16 protein-coding genes are annotated in these 16,665 nt (G+C 63.6%); 8 read left to right on the top strand and 8 right to left on the bottom strand.

Annotated elements, in window-relative coordinates:
- Nucleotides 1-37: 37 nt before the first annotated feature.
- Both ACR65N_RS07575 and ACR65N_RS07580 read right to left on the bottom strand, forming a co-directional pair.
- A complete protein-coding gene (locus ACR65N_RS07575) occupies nucleotides 38-712 on the bottom strand; it encodes an amino acid ABC transporter permease (RefSeq protein ID WP_430306906.1) in 675 nt (224 codons plus the stop codon).
- 176 nt (nucleotides 713-888) lie between these two features.
- Nucleotides 889-1,692, bottom strand: coding sequence for an ABC transporter substrate-binding protein (locus ACR65N_RS07580; RefSeq protein WP_440456458.1), 804 nt, complete (start codon nucleotides 1,690-1,692; stop codon nucleotides 889-891).
- A 356-nt stretch (nucleotides 1,693-2,048) separates the two neighbouring features.
- Here ACR65N_RS07580 and ACR65N_RS07585 point away from each other — a divergent pair, with 356 nt between their 5' ends.
- Nucleotides 2,049-2,753, top strand: coding sequence for a hypothetical protein (locus ACR65N_RS07585; protein WP_440456459.1), 705 nt, complete (start codon nucleotides 2,049-2,051; stop codon nucleotides 2,751-2,753).
- Nucleotides 2,754-2,777: 24 nt separating this feature from the next.
- On the opposite strand, the gene ACR65N_RS07590 is transcribed toward ACR65N_RS07585, so the two are convergent.
- From ACR65N_RS07590 to ACR65N_RS07605, 4 genes are all read right to left on the bottom strand, one after another.
- On the bottom strand, nucleotides 2,778-4,640 hold the full coding sequence (locus ACR65N_RS07590; protein ID WP_440456460.1) for a dipeptide ABC transporter ATP-binding protein: 1,863 nt from the start codon (nucleotides 4,638-4,640) through the stop codon (nucleotides 2,778-2,780).
- Entirely contained in the window at nucleotides 4,640-5,497 is an 858-nt protein-coding gene (locus ACR65N_RS07595) for an ABC transporter permease (RefSeq protein WP_440456461.1), read from the bottom strand. Before ACR65N_RS07595 ends, ACR65N_RS07590 begins: the two co-directional genes overlap by 1 nt.
- Nucleotide 5,498: 1 nt before the next feature.
- On the bottom strand, nucleotides 5,499-6,515 hold the full coding sequence (locus ACR65N_RS07600) for an ABC transporter permease (RefSeq protein ID WP_440456462.1): 1,017 nt from the start codon (nucleotides 6,513-6,515) through the stop codon (nucleotides 5,499-5,501).
- An 81-nt stretch (nucleotides 6,516-6,596) separates the two neighbouring features.
- Nucleotides 6,597-8,132 (bottom strand): ABC transporter substrate-binding protein, encoded by a 1,536-nt coding sequence (locus ACR65N_RS07605; protein WP_430306913.1) that lies wholly within the window; start codon nucleotides 8,130-8,132, stop codon nucleotides 6,597-6,599.
- A gap of 405 nt (nucleotides 8,133-8,537) precedes the next feature.
- Between ACR65N_RS07605 and ACR65N_RS07610 the strand changes: the two genes are divergently transcribed.
- The 6 genes from ACR65N_RS07610 to ACR65N_RS07635 are packed head-to-tail and all read left to right on the top strand — an operon-like array spanning nucleotide 8,538 to nucleotide 14,267.
- Nucleotides 8,538-8,966 carry a hypothetical protein gene (locus ACR65N_RS07610; protein WP_440456463.1) on the top strand — a complete coding sequence of 143 codons (429 nt, stop codon included), beginning with the start codon at nucleotides 8,538-8,540 and terminating at the stop codon, nucleotides 8,964-8,966.
- Between the two features lie 11 nt (nucleotides 8,967-8,977).
- Entirely contained in the window at nucleotides 8,978-10,591 is a 1,614-nt protein-coding gene (locus ACR65N_RS07615; RefSeq protein ID WP_440456464.1) for an AMP-binding protein, read from the top strand.
- A gap of 43 nt (nucleotides 10,592-10,634) precedes the next feature.
- On the top strand, nucleotides 10,635-11,060 hold the full coding sequence (locus tag ACR65N_RS07620; RefSeq protein WP_440456465.1) for an organic hydroperoxide resistance protein: 426 nt from the start codon (nucleotides 10,635-10,637) through the stop codon (nucleotides 11,058-11,060).
- On the top strand, nucleotides 11,060-12,235 hold the full coding sequence (locus ACR65N_RS07625; protein WP_440456466.1) for a thiolase family protein: 1,176 nt from the start codon (nucleotides 11,060-11,062) through the stop codon (nucleotides 12,233-12,235). The genes ACR65N_RS07620 and ACR65N_RS07625 overlap by 1 nt, the downstream gene beginning before the upstream one ends.
- Nucleotides 12,232-13,479, top strand: a complete 1,248-nt coding sequence (locus tag ACR65N_RS07630) for an SDR family NAD(P)-dependent oxidoreductase (protein ID WP_440456467.1) — start codon at nucleotides 12,232-12,234, stop codon at nucleotides 13,477-13,479. The genes ACR65N_RS07625 and ACR65N_RS07630 overlap by 4 nt, the downstream gene beginning before the upstream one ends.
- The gene (locus ACR65N_RS07635) at nucleotides 13,476-14,267 is read left to right on the top strand and encodes a cyclase family protein (protein WP_440456468.1); all 792 of its coding nucleotides are present in this window, start codon (nucleotides 13,476-13,478) and stop codon (nucleotides 14,265-14,267) included. Before ACR65N_RS07630 ends, ACR65N_RS07635 begins: the two co-directional genes overlap by 4 nt.
- Here ACR65N_RS07635 and ACR65N_RS07640 read toward each other — a convergent pair.
- Nucleotides 14,246-14,788: a winged helix DNA-binding protein gene (locus ACR65N_RS07640; RefSeq protein WP_440456469.1), complete on the bottom strand. Its 543-nt coding sequence runs from the start codon at nucleotides 14,786-14,788 to the stop codon at nucleotides 14,246-14,248. The genes ACR65N_RS07635 and ACR65N_RS07640 overlap by 22 nt on opposite strands.
- A gap of 97 nt (nucleotides 14,789-14,885) precedes the next feature.
- Here ACR65N_RS07640 and ACR65N_RS07645 point away from each other — a divergent pair, with 97 nt between their 5' ends.
- Nucleotides 14,886-15,692: an aspartate/glutamate racemase family protein gene (locus ACR65N_RS07645; protein ID WP_440456470.1), complete on the top strand. Its 807-nt coding sequence runs from the start codon at nucleotides 14,886-14,888 to the stop codon at nucleotides 15,690-15,692.
- Between the two features lie 40 nt (nucleotides 15,693-15,732).
- Here the strand turns inward: ACR65N_RS07645 and ACR65N_RS07650 are convergent, their stop codons facing one another.
- Complete coding sequence (locus ACR65N_RS07650) at nucleotides 15,733-16,659, bottom strand: NADP-dependent oxidoreductase (RefSeq protein ID WP_440456471.1); 927 nt, start codon at nucleotides 16,657-16,659, stop codon at nucleotides 15,733-15,735.
- Nucleotides 16,660-16,665: the final 6 nt, after the last annotated feature.

A 16,665-nucleotide genomic window follows, 5' to 3' on the forward strand; every position in this document is an offset into this window, starting at 1 on the left:
CAGCAATGAAAGGGAAACCGCTCCGAGGGAAGAAGCTTCAGCGCGTCTTCTCCTTGCTGAACTTCTTCTCCAGCAGACCGACCAGCCGTACCATCGGCCAGAGGAAGGCGATGTAGATCAGCGCCGCGCCGATCAGCGGCGTCGGGTTGGCATAAAGCGCCTGCGCATCCAGTCCCTCCTTCATCAGTTCCGCCAGCGCTACGGTCGAGGCCAGCGAAGTGTCCTTGAACATCGACACGCAGTTGTTGGTCGCCGGCGGAATGACGACGCGGATCGCCTGGGGCAGGATGACTTTCCGCAAGGTGACGACGAACGGCAAGCCGAGTGCCGCGGCGGCCTCGAACTGGCCCTTCGGGATACCCTCGATACCGGAACGAAAGACTTCTGCCATGTAGGCGGCCATGACGATGGTGAAGGCGAGGATCGCGCAGGTCCAGGACGAGAGGCGGATGCCGACGAAAGGCAGGGCGAAATACATGACCATCAGCACGACCAGCATCGGGCTTGCCCGAAGAATGTCGATATAGAAGACGCTGACGTAGCGCACAGGCTTCGGCCCGTAGAGGCGCAACAGCCCGATGACCAGTCCCAGCGGAATGCCAAATCCGATGCCGGCGATGCCGAGAATAAAGGTATTGATCAGGCCGCGGAGCAGTGCCGGGAAGGCATCACCGAGGACCCCGATATTGAAGAATGTGTCGAAGAGGGTCATTGCCATCGGCCCCTGAGGCACGCCTTCCGCCTGCGGCATTGGTCCGCGATCGGGTGGGCGTGGAGAATTGCTGCTTGCAGCGCCCTACAACCGGTCTCCGGCGCGGCACGTCATCTCGTAGTGGTGCCGGCCGTTGCCGACCGGCACCACAATGTCTTGGCAACTCAGGAACAGGCTCAGGGCTTGGGCATCGGCTGTTCGACGGCAGAGGCCGAATTGGAAGCCGGATCGCTGCCGAACCACTTCTTGTGGATCGCCGCGAGCGAGCCGTCCTTCTTCATCTCGGTCAGCGCGTCGTTGGCCTTGAGGAGGAGCGGATGGTCCTTGGTCATCATCAGCCCGTACTGCTCGCCGGTCTTGATCGGCACCTTGACGACGAGATCCTTCATCTTGAGGAACGCGTACTGCATGCCCGGCACGTCGCTGACGGCTGCATCGCTGCGGCCGGCGGAAAGATCCATCAGCATGTCCTGCTGCGCGTTGTAGCTCTTGATGTCGCTGATGCCGTATTTTTCCTTGTTGTCCTTGGCCCACTTGTCGCCGGTGGAACCGGCCAGGACGCCGACGACCTTGCCCTTCAGGTCTTCAGGCGCCGAGAGCTTGGCTTCCTTGCGGCTCGCAATGCCCATGTCGGCATCGTAATAGGCCTGGGTGAAGGACTGGCTGCCGAGGCGCTCCTTGGTAATGGTGATCGACGAGATCGCCACGTCAATGCGCTTGGAGGCGGTGGCGGCGAACAGCGCCTGGAAGCCCAGGTCGGAGATCTCGACGGTCATGCCGAGGCGCTTGGCGACTTCGGTGACGACGTCCACCTCGAAACCTTCGAAGGAACCGCTGGAGTTCTTGTATTCGAACGGCGGGTTGCTCGGATAGGCGCCGACGACGAGCGCTGCCGCGGACGCGATAGAGGCCCCTGCGATCGAGAAGGCGGCAGCTGCCGCAAGGCCGATGAAGGTGCGGCGGAAGACGGTGGTGGTCATCGGTTCTGTTCCCTTTGTTCTTGTCCGGCCTTGTCGTCTCGCCGGTTCTGACTTCGATTTTCCTGTTCGTTGACGATCGTCGTGCGCCGAGGCGGCTCGCTCCGAAGCCGTCCTCATGCGGTGTTCCCTGCACCGCCGTCGACGCGTCATCCTTGGGGATCGTGAGGCAAAATCGGGGGCGCTTCAAGCGAAAAGATTTAAGCTTCAATCATGAAACACGCGATCGACGGGAGGCGGAAAATAGTTGAGGTTTCAACTTGTTTTTCTTGTTTGGCGGTTCGATAGTGCGATCTTGTTCCGGGCGGAGGAGGCGCAAGCGCAATCTTCCAATCTGATCGAAAAGCGGGAGCTCGTCCATGCGTTTTGCCTATCTTGCCTTCTTCGAGAACACCGATGGAAGCCAGCTCGCCGTCAGCAGGGCCGACGTGGAGACGGTCTCCGACATCATCAAGCTGACGCCGGGTCTGACCTCCGCCAACCTCTTCACGCCGGAGACGACGCAGGACCTCTACAATCCCGACGAGGAAGCGCCGATCTTCGGCATGCAGCTCTATTTCGACGAGCTTTCGGAGCTTGAGGATGCGCTGGCGCCGGCGGGACACCTTCACCAGCTTGCGGCAGCCGGCGTGCTCGCCAGCATCCGCGGTGCCAAGGCCACGCAGCAGGCGATGTATGTGCGGCATTTCCCGGTCGATGAGCCGGTGCTCGACTTGGCCCGCAATGGCGATCCCTGCTCCTACGTGGTCCACTATACCGGTCCGGCCGAGGACCTGAACGTCTGGATGCATTACTATGTCACGCATCATCCGCAGGTTATGCGGACGTTTCCGGGCATTCGCGGCATCGAGATCCTGTCACGTGTCGACTGGACGGGATTCCTGCCATGGCAGCGCGTCAACCACATGCAGCGCAATCGCGTGATGTTCGACAGTCAGGCCGCACTGACCGCAGCACTTCAATCGCCGGCCCGCATCGCCATGCGCGAAGACTTCAAGAATTTCCCGCCCTTCGAGGGCGGCAATTCGCACTATCCGATGGCGACGAAGATCATCCGCCCCTGACGGAGTTGGTGCAGGCTATCGGCTCTACTCGACCTGATAGCCTGCCTCCGCCAGAACCGGCGACCATTCCAGACTGACGTCATCCGGCGGCACCGCCGCCAGCAGGCTGCGGGTATAGGGATGCTGCGGATTGGCAAAGACCGCCTCGGTGCGGCCGCTCTCCACCACCTCGCCGCGATACATCACCAGCACCCGGTCGCAGAGATAACGGACGACCGACAGGTCGTGGCTGATGAACAGCATGGAGAAGCCGTGCTCATCACGCAGCTTCAGCAGCAGGTCGAGAAGCTGCGCCTGGACCGAGACATCAAGGCCGGACACGATCTCGTCCGCGACGAGGATTTTCGGCAGGGTGCAGAGTGCACGGGCAATGTTGACGCGCTGCTTCTGGCCGCCGGAAAGCTGCGAGGGGTAACGCATCGCGGCATCCGGCGGCAGGCCGATCTCCTTCAACAGCTCGGCGGCTCGATCCATTCGTTCGCGGCTGCTGTTGTGCGTGCCGGTTGCCTCGTTCGCCTGCGTAACGATGCTGCCAATGCGGCGCCTCGGATTGAGCGCCGACTGCGGATCCTGGAAGACCATCTGGATGTACTGGCGACGGTAGGCCCGGTCGGATGCACCATTGGCGGTCACGTCGCGGCCGGCAAGCTCGATCCGACCGTCCGTCGGCTTGTCGAGCCCGACGACCAGCCGGGCAAGCGAGCTCTTGCCGCTGCCGCTTTCACCGACGATGCCGACGAACTCGCCTTCCGCAAGGGTCAGGTCGACGCTGTTGACGGCCTTGAAGGTGCCGCGCTTGGCAAATGGGCTCCAGCTTGTGGTGTAGGCCTTGGTCAGCTTCTCGGCCGACAGATGCGTCTTGGCAGTCGCCTGGTCACGGGCAGGGACGGCAGGTGGCGCAACAATCTGCGGCGTCGCCTCCGTTCGGATACAGGCGGCAATGTGATCGGGACCGATCGCCATGAACGGCGGCTCGGTGATCATGCAGGCGTCGATCACGTTCGGGCAGCGGGAAGCGAAGCGACAGCCCTTCAGTTCCTTCAGCACCCGCAGACCAGGCATACGCTCCGGCAGGATGTAGAGGCCGCGCCGCGGGCCGGTGATCGTCGGATTGGCGAGCTGCAGACAGCGCGTATAGGGATGCGCCGGCGCCGAAAACAGCTGTTTAGCCGGTCCGAGTTCGGCCGGACGGCCCGCGTAGAGCACCATGATTTCGTCGCTGATCTGCGAGGCGAGCCGCAGGTCATGGGTGATGAAGATCACCGCCGTGCCGTCGCGCTTCTGCATTTCGGCAATCAGCTTGACGATGCGCGCCTGGATCGTCACGTCCAGCGCCGTCGTCGGCTCGTCGGCGATCAACAGCCGTGGACGGCTAGCAAAGGCCATTGCGATCAGGATGCGCTGGCACATGCCGCCGGACAACTGGTGCGGGTAACGTTCCAGCAGCGCTGCGCCATGCGGCAGGTGCACCGCCTCGAATTCCTTCAGCGCCCGCTCGCGCCAGTTCTCGCCGGGCGCCAAACCGATGCGAAGCAGATGCTCCTTCATCTGCTGGCCGACGCTCAGCACCGGGTTGAGGCCCGAAAGCGGCTCCTGGGGAATGAAGGCGATGTCGCGGCCAAGCAGATTGCGTCGGCGCTCCGCCGCCATGCCGACGAGATCCTCGCCATCGAACTTCAGCGTGCCCTTGGTGACGGCAAAGCCGTTCGGCAGATACTGCGAGATCGTCCGGCCGATCATCGATTTGCCGGCGCCCGATTCACCGACGAGACCGAGGATCTTTCCCGGCTGCAGCGAGAAGTTCAGGTCGGTGAGGACCGGGAAACTTTCCTTGCCTCCCAGCGATTCGACGCAGAGCCCTTGGGCCTGGAGGATGGGACCGGTCATCAGCTGCGCTCCGTCTGGGTGAGGCGCGTGTCCAGCGTCCGGCGCAGGCCATCCCCCAATATGTTGAAGCCGAACACGGCGAAGAAGATCGCCAGGATCGGCGCGATGAGGTTGAACGGCGCGTCGTAGATGTTCTGCCGGGCATCGGCGATCATCTGGCCCCATGCCGGCGTCTCGGAGCTGACGCTCATGCCGACGAAGGAGAGGATCGCCTCGACGATGACGGCGACGCCCATCTCCAGGCTCATGAGCGTGATCAGCAGCGGCAGCGTGCCGGGCAGGATCTCGCGGGTGATCGTGCGCCAGTGGGAGAAGCCGACGAGTTGTGCCGCCGATACGTAATCCCGGCGTCGAAGAACGATGACCTCGCTTCGCAGCACCCGACAGAAGCGCGTCCAGTCGACGAGGATGATGGCGAGCACGACGTTGCGCAGGCCGGTGCCGAGACCCACCATCAGGATCAACGACAGGATGACCGGCGGAAAGGAAAGCCAGATCTCGACGATACGGCCGATCAGCCAGTCGACCCAGCCGCCGAAATAGCCGGCGATGTGGGCGAAGAAGGCGCCGATCAGCATGGCACCGATTGAGGCGGTGAAGGCGACCGTCAGCGCGACGCGCGCGCCGAAGATGAGGCGCGACAGCACGCAACGGCCGAGACTGTCGGTTCCGAGCGGGAACATCGGGTCAGTCGCGTCGGCCCAGAACGGCGGCGACAGGATCGCCAGCAGGTTCTGCTCGTTCGGGTCGTTGGGTGCAATGTAGGGGGCGAAGATCGCCAGCACGCCGAGAATGAAGATGATGACGAGGCCTGTCTGGACGCGGCCGGATTTCAGCCAGAGCGGAAGCGGTCGCATGTCAGCGCATCCTCAGTTTGGGGTTGAGGACCAGGTAGAGGCTGTCGACGATGATGCTGATGATCAGCACGGCGATGCAGTAGGTCAGTCCGGCGCCCTGGATGATCGGCAGGTCGGCATTGCGGATGGCGTCGACCATCAGGTTTCCCATGCCCGGGTAGGAATAGATGATCTCGACCAGCAGCGTGCCGCCGAACAGGAAGCCGAACTGCACGCCCATGAGGCTGAGCGTCGGCAGGATGGCGTTCTTCAGACCGTGACGGATGAGGATGCGCTTCTCCGAGAGACCGCGCAGCCGCGCCTGGTGGATGTAGTCGTCCTGGTAGGCGTCGAGCAGGCTGGAGCGCAGCACCCGCATCAGCGACGGCGAAAGCGCGATCCCGAGCGCCAGGCAGGGCAGGATCATGTGTTCGAGAGCGTTGAAGAAGGTCGCGATATTGCCGGTGATCAGGCTGTCGAACAGCAGGAAGCCGGAGACCATCGGCCGTTCGAAACCCGGGCTGAGGCGCCCGGTGAACGGCAGGATCTCGAAGAACACCCCGAAGATCAGCAGCAGGAAGAGGCTCCAGAGGAATTCCGGCAGCGACAGGAGCAGGATGGAGACGAAGTCCATCACCGCCTCTGCCCGGGTGCCGCGCACGTAGAAGAGGAAAAGGCCGCCGGCGAGGCCCAGAACGGTCGCGACCACCATGGCGATTACCGCCAGCTCGATCGTCGCGGGCAGGGTTGAGCCGATCAGCGAGGTGACATCCTGGCGAAAGTGGATGGAGCGACCGATATCGCCGTGCAGAAGCTTGCCCAGCCAGATGCTGTATTGCTCGTAAAGCGGCCGGTCGAGGCCCATCTCGCTGCGCATCGCCTCGACTTCCTGGGTCGTAGCGTTCGGCGGCAGCGACATGGCCGCGGGATCGACGGGCAGGATCCGCAGGATGCAGAAGAGAAGGGCGGAAACGACGAGCAGGATGGGGATCGCGGTGAGGACGCGCTTCACCAATAGCTTGGCAATGGTCGCGATCATGCGCATGCCTCATTCAAGAACTTCAGGGGATCGGGTCCGACAGCGTGCCGGACCCAGCATTGCATCCGGTTCAGCCCGGTATCAGGACCAGGACATCGTGCTGCCGAGAACCCAGGCATTGCCATACTTGACGTAGGACAGGTTCTTCTTGCGCACGAGCGTCTGGACGCTCTGCAGCAGCGGGATGTTGGCCCCCGTCTCGACGATCTCCTGGGCAAGAGCCTTGTATCCGGCGATACGGGTTTCGTAGACCGGCTCGACGAACAGCTTGAGGATCTTGTCGCCGATCTCCTGACCCTTCCAGGCGCCGAACGGCATCTTCGGGTTCATCAGGTAGCCGGAGAAGATTTCCGGGTCGCCGGTGGCGTTGTCGAAGCTGTAGAGGGTGGCTTCCGGCAGCTTGCCGCCGCGGTTCAGCTCGAAATACTTGGAATACTCGATCTGCTCCAGCTCGACCTTCAGCCCGACCTTCTGCCACATCTGGACGAGCGCCCGGGCCATGTCGAAATCGCTCGGGAACTGGCCGTTGGTGGCCGCCAGCTTGAACGTCGCCGGCTTGTCCTTGGTGAAGCCGGCATCCGCCAGCAGCTTCTTCGACAGTTCCGGGTCGTAGGCGAACTTGTAGTCGTCGATGTAGCCGGGAGTGCCGGGCGTGGCAGGGATCGAGAGCGGCACTGCGGCACCACCGTAGAACGCCTTGGAGAGCGCCGCCTTGTCGATGGCATGGTGGGCGGCGAGACGGACGGCCTTGTCGGCAAAGCCCATGTCGTTGCGCATCTGCAGGAGGATGAGGCGTGTGAACGGGTTGATCTCGGCGGTCAGGCCATCGGTCTTGCCGAGGCGCTCGGCCTCGCGCACCGGGATGTTGACTGTGATGTCGACCTGGCCGGACTGGATGGCGGCGGTGCGCGCGGACGGATCCTTGATGATGTCGATCGTGACGCGCTTGATCTTCGGCTTGGGGCCAAAATAGTCGTCGTTGCGTTCCAGCACGATGCGCGAGTTCATCTGGTAGTCGACGAGCTTGTAGGGCCCGGTGCCGATCGGCTTCTTGGCGAATTCTTCCGGGCCGACGCTCTCCAGGTACTTCTTCGGTACCAGATAGCTGCCGAGGAAGGCGAGCCACTGCGGCGCAGTCGGCGTCGGGGCGGAGAACTTCATGATGCCGGAGGTCGGCGAGACAATCTCGATGTCGGTGAGGGTGCGCCACGAGTTGGCGATGTCGAGCTTGATGCCCGACTTGATGCGGTCGACGAAGGTGTACTTGAAGTCCTCGATCGTCATCGGATCGCCATTGTGGAACTTCACGTCGCTGCGGATCTCGAACGGCATCGACAGGCCGTCCGGCTTCAGTTCCCATTTCGTGATCAGGTTGCCGACGAGCTTCAGGTCGGGCGACTGGTCGAGCGGCTGGTCGAAGACCATCTTGAAGAGCGGCTGGGCGTCCGGAACGAAGCGGACGTTCGGATCCCAGGATGGCACGTCACTGGGCCAGCCGATGGTGACGCTGTCAGGTCCCTCGGCAAAGGCGAAGCTGGCCTGCGACAGGACGGAGCCGCCGACGGCGGCAAGCCCGAGCATCTGCAGAAGATTTCTGCGGTCGAGTTCAAAAGTCATGACGATCCCTCTGGTTCGTCCATCATCTCATGGAGCCGATGGACCTGCGGCGGTTCTTGAAAACGCGGGCCTGCATTCCTGCCAGGGGCTTCTGATCGTATCGTTTTGCGCCGTTCTGTGCGGCGTCCCCTCAACAATTGGAGGGATCGTAAAACGAGGTATCGATTACTTCAAGCCTAAAATTTCGTGGTGAAGAAAATCGATGGATCCCTGCCCGGTTGGTGCCCAGATGCCGGAAAACCAGGCTTTCCGCCTACATTCGGTTGAAAAAAATTAGTCGCGACAATCTTCGGTGGGACGTGGCTGGCCTCGAACCGCAAATAGGCGTTGACGTTCTTACAAATTATTTTACGCTTAAAACGCCTTTAGGGAAATCGCCGCCGGTCCGGCTGCAGGAGGTGCATCATGATCGATCCGCATTGTCATTCCAGCAGCATCCTGGTGGAGCGCCCGGCAGAGGTCGCGTTTACGCTGATGGCGGACGGATTGAAGCAGGGCGAGTGGGCCTGGGGCAGTGCCGACCGAGTTGAAGTCGAGCCCGGACTGTTCCGCGGCACGTCGGTCTTCACCGGCAAACACACCTTCGTTCGGCTGAATGTCGACCGGCCGCGGTTCCAGGTGGATTACGAGGTGGGCGCCACGCCAGACGCCATGCAGCTCCGCAACATGTCAAGGGTCATTCCCGGCGCGTTGCTGCGCATGCCTCCCGACACATGCGTGGTGACGTTGATCACCTGGCGACTGGCGACGCAGACGGACGCGGAATGGGTTCAGTTCGGCACCATCCACGAGGCCGAGATGTTCCTGATCAAGGGCTTGGTGGAACGGATTTAGGAACAGACGACATGCACTCCCCCTACCTGCTTTTCCAGCATCAGTCTGCTCTCCGCCCGCAGGCCACCTTTTTGCTCGCCCCGGAAAGTGCCCATCTCGGCTATGCTCCCGATGGTTTTTGCTACACGTATGACGAGGTGTTCCAAAGGGTTGAGCGCCTGAAGCAGGCATTCGCCGATGCTGGTTACGGGCTCGGTTCGCGCGTCGCCCTGCTGCTGGAAAACCGGCCGGAATTCTTCGACTACTGGCTGGCCTTGAATGCCGTGGGCGCCTCGATCGTGCCGATCAATCCGGATCTGCGGCGCGACGAGCTGCTGTTCCAGCTCGACATGTCGGAGGCGCCGCTGATGGTCGTCATCGCCGAGCGGCTGGAAGAGATGAAGGACATCAAGCCGGGCGCGGTGGCGGTCATTGTAGCGGGCGATGCGATACCGCCATCGGCGACCAGCCACGATCCTCGCCCGGGCGGACCGGATGCCGAGTGCGCGCTTCTGTTTACCTCCGGCAGCACCGGCAAGCCGAAGGGCTGCATCCTGTCCAACATCTATTTCGTCACGATCGCCGAATGGTACACGAGCCAGGGCGGCATTGCCGAAATGGGCGAGGGCTGCGAAGTGGCGCTGACGCCGCTTCCGATGTTCCATATGAACGCGCTCGGCTGCACAGCCGTCGGCATGATCATGAAGGGCGGCGCCATCGTGCCGCTTGACCGTTTCCATGCGAGCACATGGTGGGCATCGATCGCGGAATCGCAGGCGACCATCATCCATTGCCTTGGCGTCATCCCGGCAATCCTCCTGCAGCTTCCCGTCACTACGGCGGAGCGCTCGCACCGGGTGAAGTTTGCGCTCGGCCCCGGCGTGGATGCACGCCACAAGATCGAGTTCGAGGAGCGCTACGGCATCCCGATCGTCGAAGCCTGGGCGATGACCGAAACCGGCGGCCGGGCGGTGACGACGACGGCGGCCGACGATTATGCGCCAGGCCTGCGCTGCATCGGCCGGCCGCGCCTCGGCATGCAGTTCCGTATAGCGGACGATAAAGGCGCCGACGTCGAAATCGGAAAGCCCGGCGAGCTGCTCGTCCGGGCGGCGGGGGAAGATCCCCGGCACGGGTTCTTCAGCGGCTATCTGAAGGATGAGGCAGCCACGGAAGAGGCCTGGAACGGCGGCTGGTTCCATACCGGCGACGTCGTCTACGCCGACGAGAAGGGGCTGCTGTACTTCTTCGACCGCAAGAAGAGCATCGTTCGCCGCAGCGGCGAAAACATCGCCGTGCTGGAGGTCGAGGCGGCGCTGGCAAAGGATCCCGGCGTGAAGGCATCGGCGGTGACGCCGGTGGCCGACGACCTGCGCGGCGAGGAAGTATTCGCCTTCATCGTCGCAGATCGGCCGGTCTCGCCGGAGGATGAAGCGGCGGCGGCGGCGCGCATCGTCGAGGCCGCCGGCAGCCACATCGCCTACCATAAGCTTCCGGGCTACATCGTCTTCATCGACCGGCTGCCGCTGAGTTCGACCCAGAAACTCCAGCGCGGCGAGATCAAGGCCATGGCGGCCCGGGCGATCGAAGAGGGCACGGCTATCGATCTGCGCAAGCTCAAGGCCTCCATCCGCAAGGCAGGCTGACAGACCATTTGAATCAGACGGCAACACCAACATCGAGGCGATCATGACACCCGAGAAGATCCTGTACGAAACAGCGGTAACGGCCCATGGCGGGCGCGAGGGCAGGGCCGAAAGCGCCGATGGCGGGTTTGCCGTCGCCCTCTCGGTGCCGAAGGGGCTTGGCGGACCGGGCGGTGAGGGGACCAATCCCGAACAGCTGTTTGCCGCCGGCTATGCCGCCTGCTTCCTCGGCGCCGTCAAGCTCGTGGCGCGCACGAGCAAGATCGCCCTTCCCGACGATGTGACGATTACCGCCAAGGTCGGCATCGGCCCGGTTCCCGTGGGTTATGCGCTGGCCGTCGAGCTTGTCGCATCGCTTCCCGGCCTGGACCGCGCTGTCGCCGAAGAGATCGTTGCCGGCGCGCATGACCGGTGCCCCTATTCGAATGCGACGCGCGGCAATATCGACGTCAAGCTGACGGTTGCCTGATGTCGGGACACCGTGCGCGGCAGAGCTATGACGGGGTGGTGCTGGCGGTTCCGGTGACGGTCCCGTATCAGCGCTATTCAATCGAGACCGCGCACTGGTGGATGGGCAGGGCGCTTCGGGCGCTGGCGGACGGCGCCGGCATCAGCCATCGGGACTTCGACGGCTTCTCCACCGCAAGCTTCACAATGGGACCGGACTCGGCGATCGCGCTCACCGAGCATTTTGGCCTCTCGCCGCGCTGGATCGATCACGTGGCACTTGGCGGTGCCGCCGGCATCGTCGCAATCCGACGGGCAGCGCGCGCCGTGCAGGCGGGTGATGCCGACATCGTCGCCTGCGTTGCGGCCGACACCAACCAGGTCGATACGTTCCGCAAGACGCTCGCCAGTTTCTCGCGCTTTGCCCAGGACGCCTCTTACCCCTACGGGGCCGGCGGCCCGAACGCCAGCTTCGCGCTGATCGCCCGCCATTACATGGACCGCTATGGCGCGACGCGCGAGGATTTCGGCAAGATCTGCGTGGCGCAGCGCGACAATGCGCTGAACAATCCGCATGCGCTGATGAAGAAGCCGCTGACGCTCGAGCAGTACCTCTCGGCGCGGCCGATCGCCGAACCCTTCCACCTGTTTGACTGCGTCATGCCCTGCGCTGGCGCTGAAGGCTTTCTGGTGATGCGCGAGGAGACCGCGCGGTCGCTCGGCCTTGCCTTCGTCCGTCTGCTGTCGGCCATCGAGCGCCACAATGCATTTGCCGAGGATCCGGTGCAGGAACGCGGCGGCTGGCTGATCGATCGCGACGAGCTGTACGGCATGGCGGATGTCCGGCCGGACGACATGGATTTCGTCCAGACCTATGACGATTACGCGGTGATCTCGATGATGCAGTTCGAGGATCTCGGCTTCTGCGCCAAGGGCGAGGGGCCGGATTTCGTCCGCCAACACACGTTTACGGTGGACGGCTCCTTTCCGCACAATACATCCGGCGGCCAGCTATCCGTCGGCCAGGCCGGTGCGGCGGGCGGTCATCTGGGTATTACCGAAGCGATGCGCCAGTTGCTGGGCACTGCCGACGGCACGCAGGTGAAGGATGCCGCCCTCGGACTGGTATCCGGCTTCGGCATGATCAACTACGACCGCGGACTGGCGTCTTCGGCAGCAATCCTGGCGAGGGCATGATGGCTGAACCGCTCGCCAAACCCAGGCGCAAGAACCCGCTGGAGCGCATGCAGCAACCGCTGCTGCCGCCGTCGGTGCGCAGCCGGAAGGCCCATGGACTGACGCTCGCAGCCGCTTGCGGGCGGTTCATGATCCAGTGCTGCGACGAATGTGGCCGCTACACCTATCCGCCGCGCGAGGCCTGCCCGGACTGCCTGTCATCAGAGCTGAGGTTCCGTGATGCGCAGCCAAGCGGTGTGCTGCTGTCGGAAACCCGCATCGAGGTGACCAGCGATCCTTATTTTCGCGAGCACATGCCATGGCGCACCGGCCTCGTGAAGCTTCAATGCGGCCCCGTCGCAGTTGTCCACATGCATGGCGATTGCGGCGGACCGGGCAGCGAACTTCTGCTGTCGCTGCAGCTGGATCGTGCCAGTCAGGCCGTGTTGTTCGCCAAACCCCTGTCGGAGATGCCGCATATGGAAGACGATCCCCAATGGCGGGAGCTAACTGCCGATCCGAAACATCGGCGGGTGCTGATCACCGATGGCCGGAGCCCGATGGCCTTGCCGCTCGCCGCTTCTCTCAGCAAGGCCGGTGCCGCCAAGGTCTTCGTCGGCATCGCCGATCGATGGAAGCCGTTCGCGACGAAGACGGCGCTTGAAGCGATCGAAGACGTCGAACTGGTGGAATTGGACCTGACCAGCGAGCGTTCGGTGCAGGATCTGGCAATGGATATCGGGGCCAAGGTCGAGATCCTTATCAACACTGCCGACCATGTGCGACCGGCGCATCTGTTCGATGCGGCGGCTGCGGGCACCGCACGCGAGACGCTCGATCAGACGGTGATGGGCATGATGCGTCTTGCGCAGGCTTTCGGACCGGTCATGCGAGCCCGCGGGGCCGATGGGGCGACAGGCGCGGTGGCCTGGGTCAATTTGTTGTCAGTCCATGCACTGAGCAGCGCGCCTCAGTTCGGCATCCAGTCGGCGGCGCATGCGGCATGCCTGTCGCTCTCCCAGTGGCTGCGCGGCGAGCTTCGACAGGGCGGTGTGCGGGTCATCAATGCCTTCGCCGGACCGCTCGACACCGAGTGGTACCAGACACTGCCGGCGCCCAAGGTTGCGCCGAAGACGCTGGCGGACGCGGTCGTCGACGGATTGAAGCGAGGCCTGGAAGACATCTATGTCGGCGATGTAGCCAGGGATATCGAGGCGCGGCTGTTCGACAATCCGAAAGCCGTCGAGCGGGAGGCGGGGCAATGACCGACGACATTCTGGGAGCATTTGCCGGGGCTCTGGCAACGGGTCGGATCCGCATTGTGGATCTCACCCAGACGCTGTCTGCCGATTTTCCGGTGATCGTCATGCCGCCGGAACTAGGACAGTCGGCGCCGTTCCGCATGGAGCAGATTTCCCGTTACGACGCCAGCGGACCGGCCTGGTACTGGAACAATCTCTCGTTCGGCGAACATACCGGCACGCATTTCGACGCGCCGATCCACTGGTATACCGGCCGGGACCTGCCGCTCAACACGGTCGACACGCTGCCGCCGGCAGACATGATTGCGCCGGCCTGCGTCATCGATTGCTCGGCCCAGGCGAACGAGAACGCCGACTTCCTGCTCGGCGTCGACGACGTGAGGGCCTGGGAGGACCAGCATGGCCGCATCCCGGCCCGTTCCTGGGTGCTGCTGCGCACCGAGTGGTCGAAGAAATGGGGCGCGGACTATGCCGGCTTGCGCGACGACGGTGCGCATACGCCGGGACCGGATGTTGCCGTGATGCGCTTCCTGGTGGAGGAGCGCGGCATCATCGGCTTTGGCACGGAAACCATCGGCACCGATGCCGGCCAGGCCGGCCATTTCTCGCCGCCATACCCGGCGCATCATTATCTGCACGGGGCCGGACGTTACGGTCTGCAGTGCCTGACGAACCTCGATCGTCTGCCGGCGACCGGCGTCATGATCGTCTCGGCGCCGCTCAAGATCCACCACGGCTCGGGCAGCCCGCTGCGTGTTCTCGCGCTCGTTCAGGAGCGCTCGACAGGATGAGATCCGCTTGCCACGCGCCGGGCGGCGGTATCGTAGAAGCTGGTCAGCAGTTCCAGCATCTCCGTGGCGTCGCCGAGCCCTTTCTCCGCATGGTCCATCTTCTGGATCAGCGAAACGAGCAGGTGCCGGCGCAGCGCCCGGTAGTCCTGGGTCAGCTTGCTGCCCTTGCGGGTCGGCGTGTAGAGCGTGTCCTTGCGCGAGCGACCCTTGACCCGCTCGATGAGCTGCAGCGTCTGCAGCTTCTTGATCGCATACTGGATATTGGCGGTATCGTCGCGACCGAGCAGACGGGAGATCTCGCCCAGTCCCTTGGCCTTGTTGCGGTAGCGGATCGTGTGCAGGACGGCCGTATCCAGGCCGCTGAGGCCGGCGCCGGCAAGTTCGCTCGAGCATTCCGCCTGCCAGCGCAGGAAGGCCGCCGAGATCCGCCAGAGCGACCATTCGAACTCCGTCAGCGCCGCCTCAGACAGTTCCATCCCAGCGTCGATCGACTGGGTTTCGGGCGCGGTCGACGATGTCATGCGGCTCTCCGGTTGCTTTCCATGCTGCGAGTAAAGCCTTAAATTCACGTTTTGACGAGAGCAATATCGGTTCAACGACGAAAGCGAGACGAGGACGATGCGCATCTTCTGGCAAAGCTTCATCGATGCCACCGCCAGCGCCGCCTATATGAAGCGGCTGTCGGACTACCTGAATGGCATCGCCGAACCGGGCACGACCGTCGATGTGTTCGGCATCAGCCCGCCGGACCGGCATTTCGGTCGCCTGGCCGAGTTTCGCTGTGCGGCGATCGCCATCGACAACGGGCTGGAGGCCGCCAGCCGCGGTTACGATGCCGTGGTCATCGGACATTTCCAGGATCCGGGTCTCTATGAGCTCAAATCGGCGCTGACCATTCCGGTGATCGGTGCGGGAGAGGTGTGCATGCACTACGCCGCACGGCTCGGCCGGCGGCTGGCGCTCGTGACGCTGGATGATGTGTTCCAGGTCTGGCATTACGAGCAGGCCGATCTTTACGGGCTGGGCAGCCGCGTCCGCCACGTGGTCGGCATGAACTGCACGCCGGCCGACTTCAGTGCCGCCTTTGCCGGCGACGACGAGGCGCGACGGCGCATGCTGGCGGCTTTCACCGCCTGCGCCGAACCGCTGGTGCGCGATGGCGCCGACGTGGTCGTGCCAGCCGGCGTGCTGCCGGGCCTGCTGGTGGGTGGTGAATTCGGCTTCAAGGTCTTGCATGCGCCGGTGGTCAACACGGCGGCGGTGACGCTGAAGAGCGCCGAGATGGATGTGCGCCTGCAGAAGCTGAACGGCATCGAGGTGAGCCGCGGGCCGTTCTGCTCGCTCGCCAGCGACGATGCCGTCATGGATTTCCGCAGCTTCGTCGCCAACGGGCGAGGGGCGCCGCTTTTTCCCTCAAAAAGCTGAGGGCTGGTCGCGGGGCGAACGTCCGGCGACGCAGGCCTCTTCACATCGTCAAAACGATGCGGCCGCGCGATATGGCGCCCTGTTCCAGCAGGCGATGGGCTTCCGCCGCTTGCGACAGCGGCATTGTTCGGGCGACCTGCGGCTTCAGCAGGCCGGCCGCGGCCAGATCCATCATCGACTGGAGCACCGAGCGGTCATCGGTCACCACGGCGCGGGTCACACGGACGTCGAATTCCTCGCCCCGGTCGACGATCGGATCGGCAACCAGCCACACCAGATGGCCGCCCTTCTTCAGGACGCGGTAGGACTTGTCGTGGACCGCCCCGCCCATCAGGTCGAAGACTATATCCTGGTCTTGCAGGAGTTCAGAAAAGTCCCCCTCGTCATAGGCGATGGCGCGATCGGCGCCGAGACCAAGCACGTAGTCGCGGTTCTGCGAACGGCAGGTTGTGCTGACCTTTGCGCCGAGGTGGTGGCAGAGCTGGATCAGAAGCCCGCCGACAGCCCCGGCACCGGAATGCACCAGCACCTTGTCTCCGGATTTGACTTCGGCGGTGGTCACCGCGATCCAAGTGCTGAGGCCGGCATTGGTCAGGGCAACGGCCTCGGTGGTCGACAGCCGTTCCGGGATCTCCACCGCATGGTTTTCGTCGACGGCGATCATCTCGGCGTAGCCGCCCTGCGCCAAGGCACCGGCCATGATCACCACACGGTCGCCGATGGAAAATTCGCCTGTTGCCTCACCGACAGAGACCACCGTTCCGCCGCCATCGCGGCCGGGTACGCTCGGCATCGGCAGGGTGAAATGGTTCTGCAGGTGTCCGGCGCGCAGTTTCCAGTCGAAGGGCGTGACGCTTGCCGCCTCCAGCCGGACGAGGATCTGGCCCGGACCGGCAACCGGATCGGGCAGATCGACGTACCTCATTACCTCGGGCGGGCCGTGCTCGTTGTACTGTATCGCCTTCATGATATC

The sequence above is a fragment of the Rhizobium sp. SAFR-030 genome, assembly GCF_059415005.1.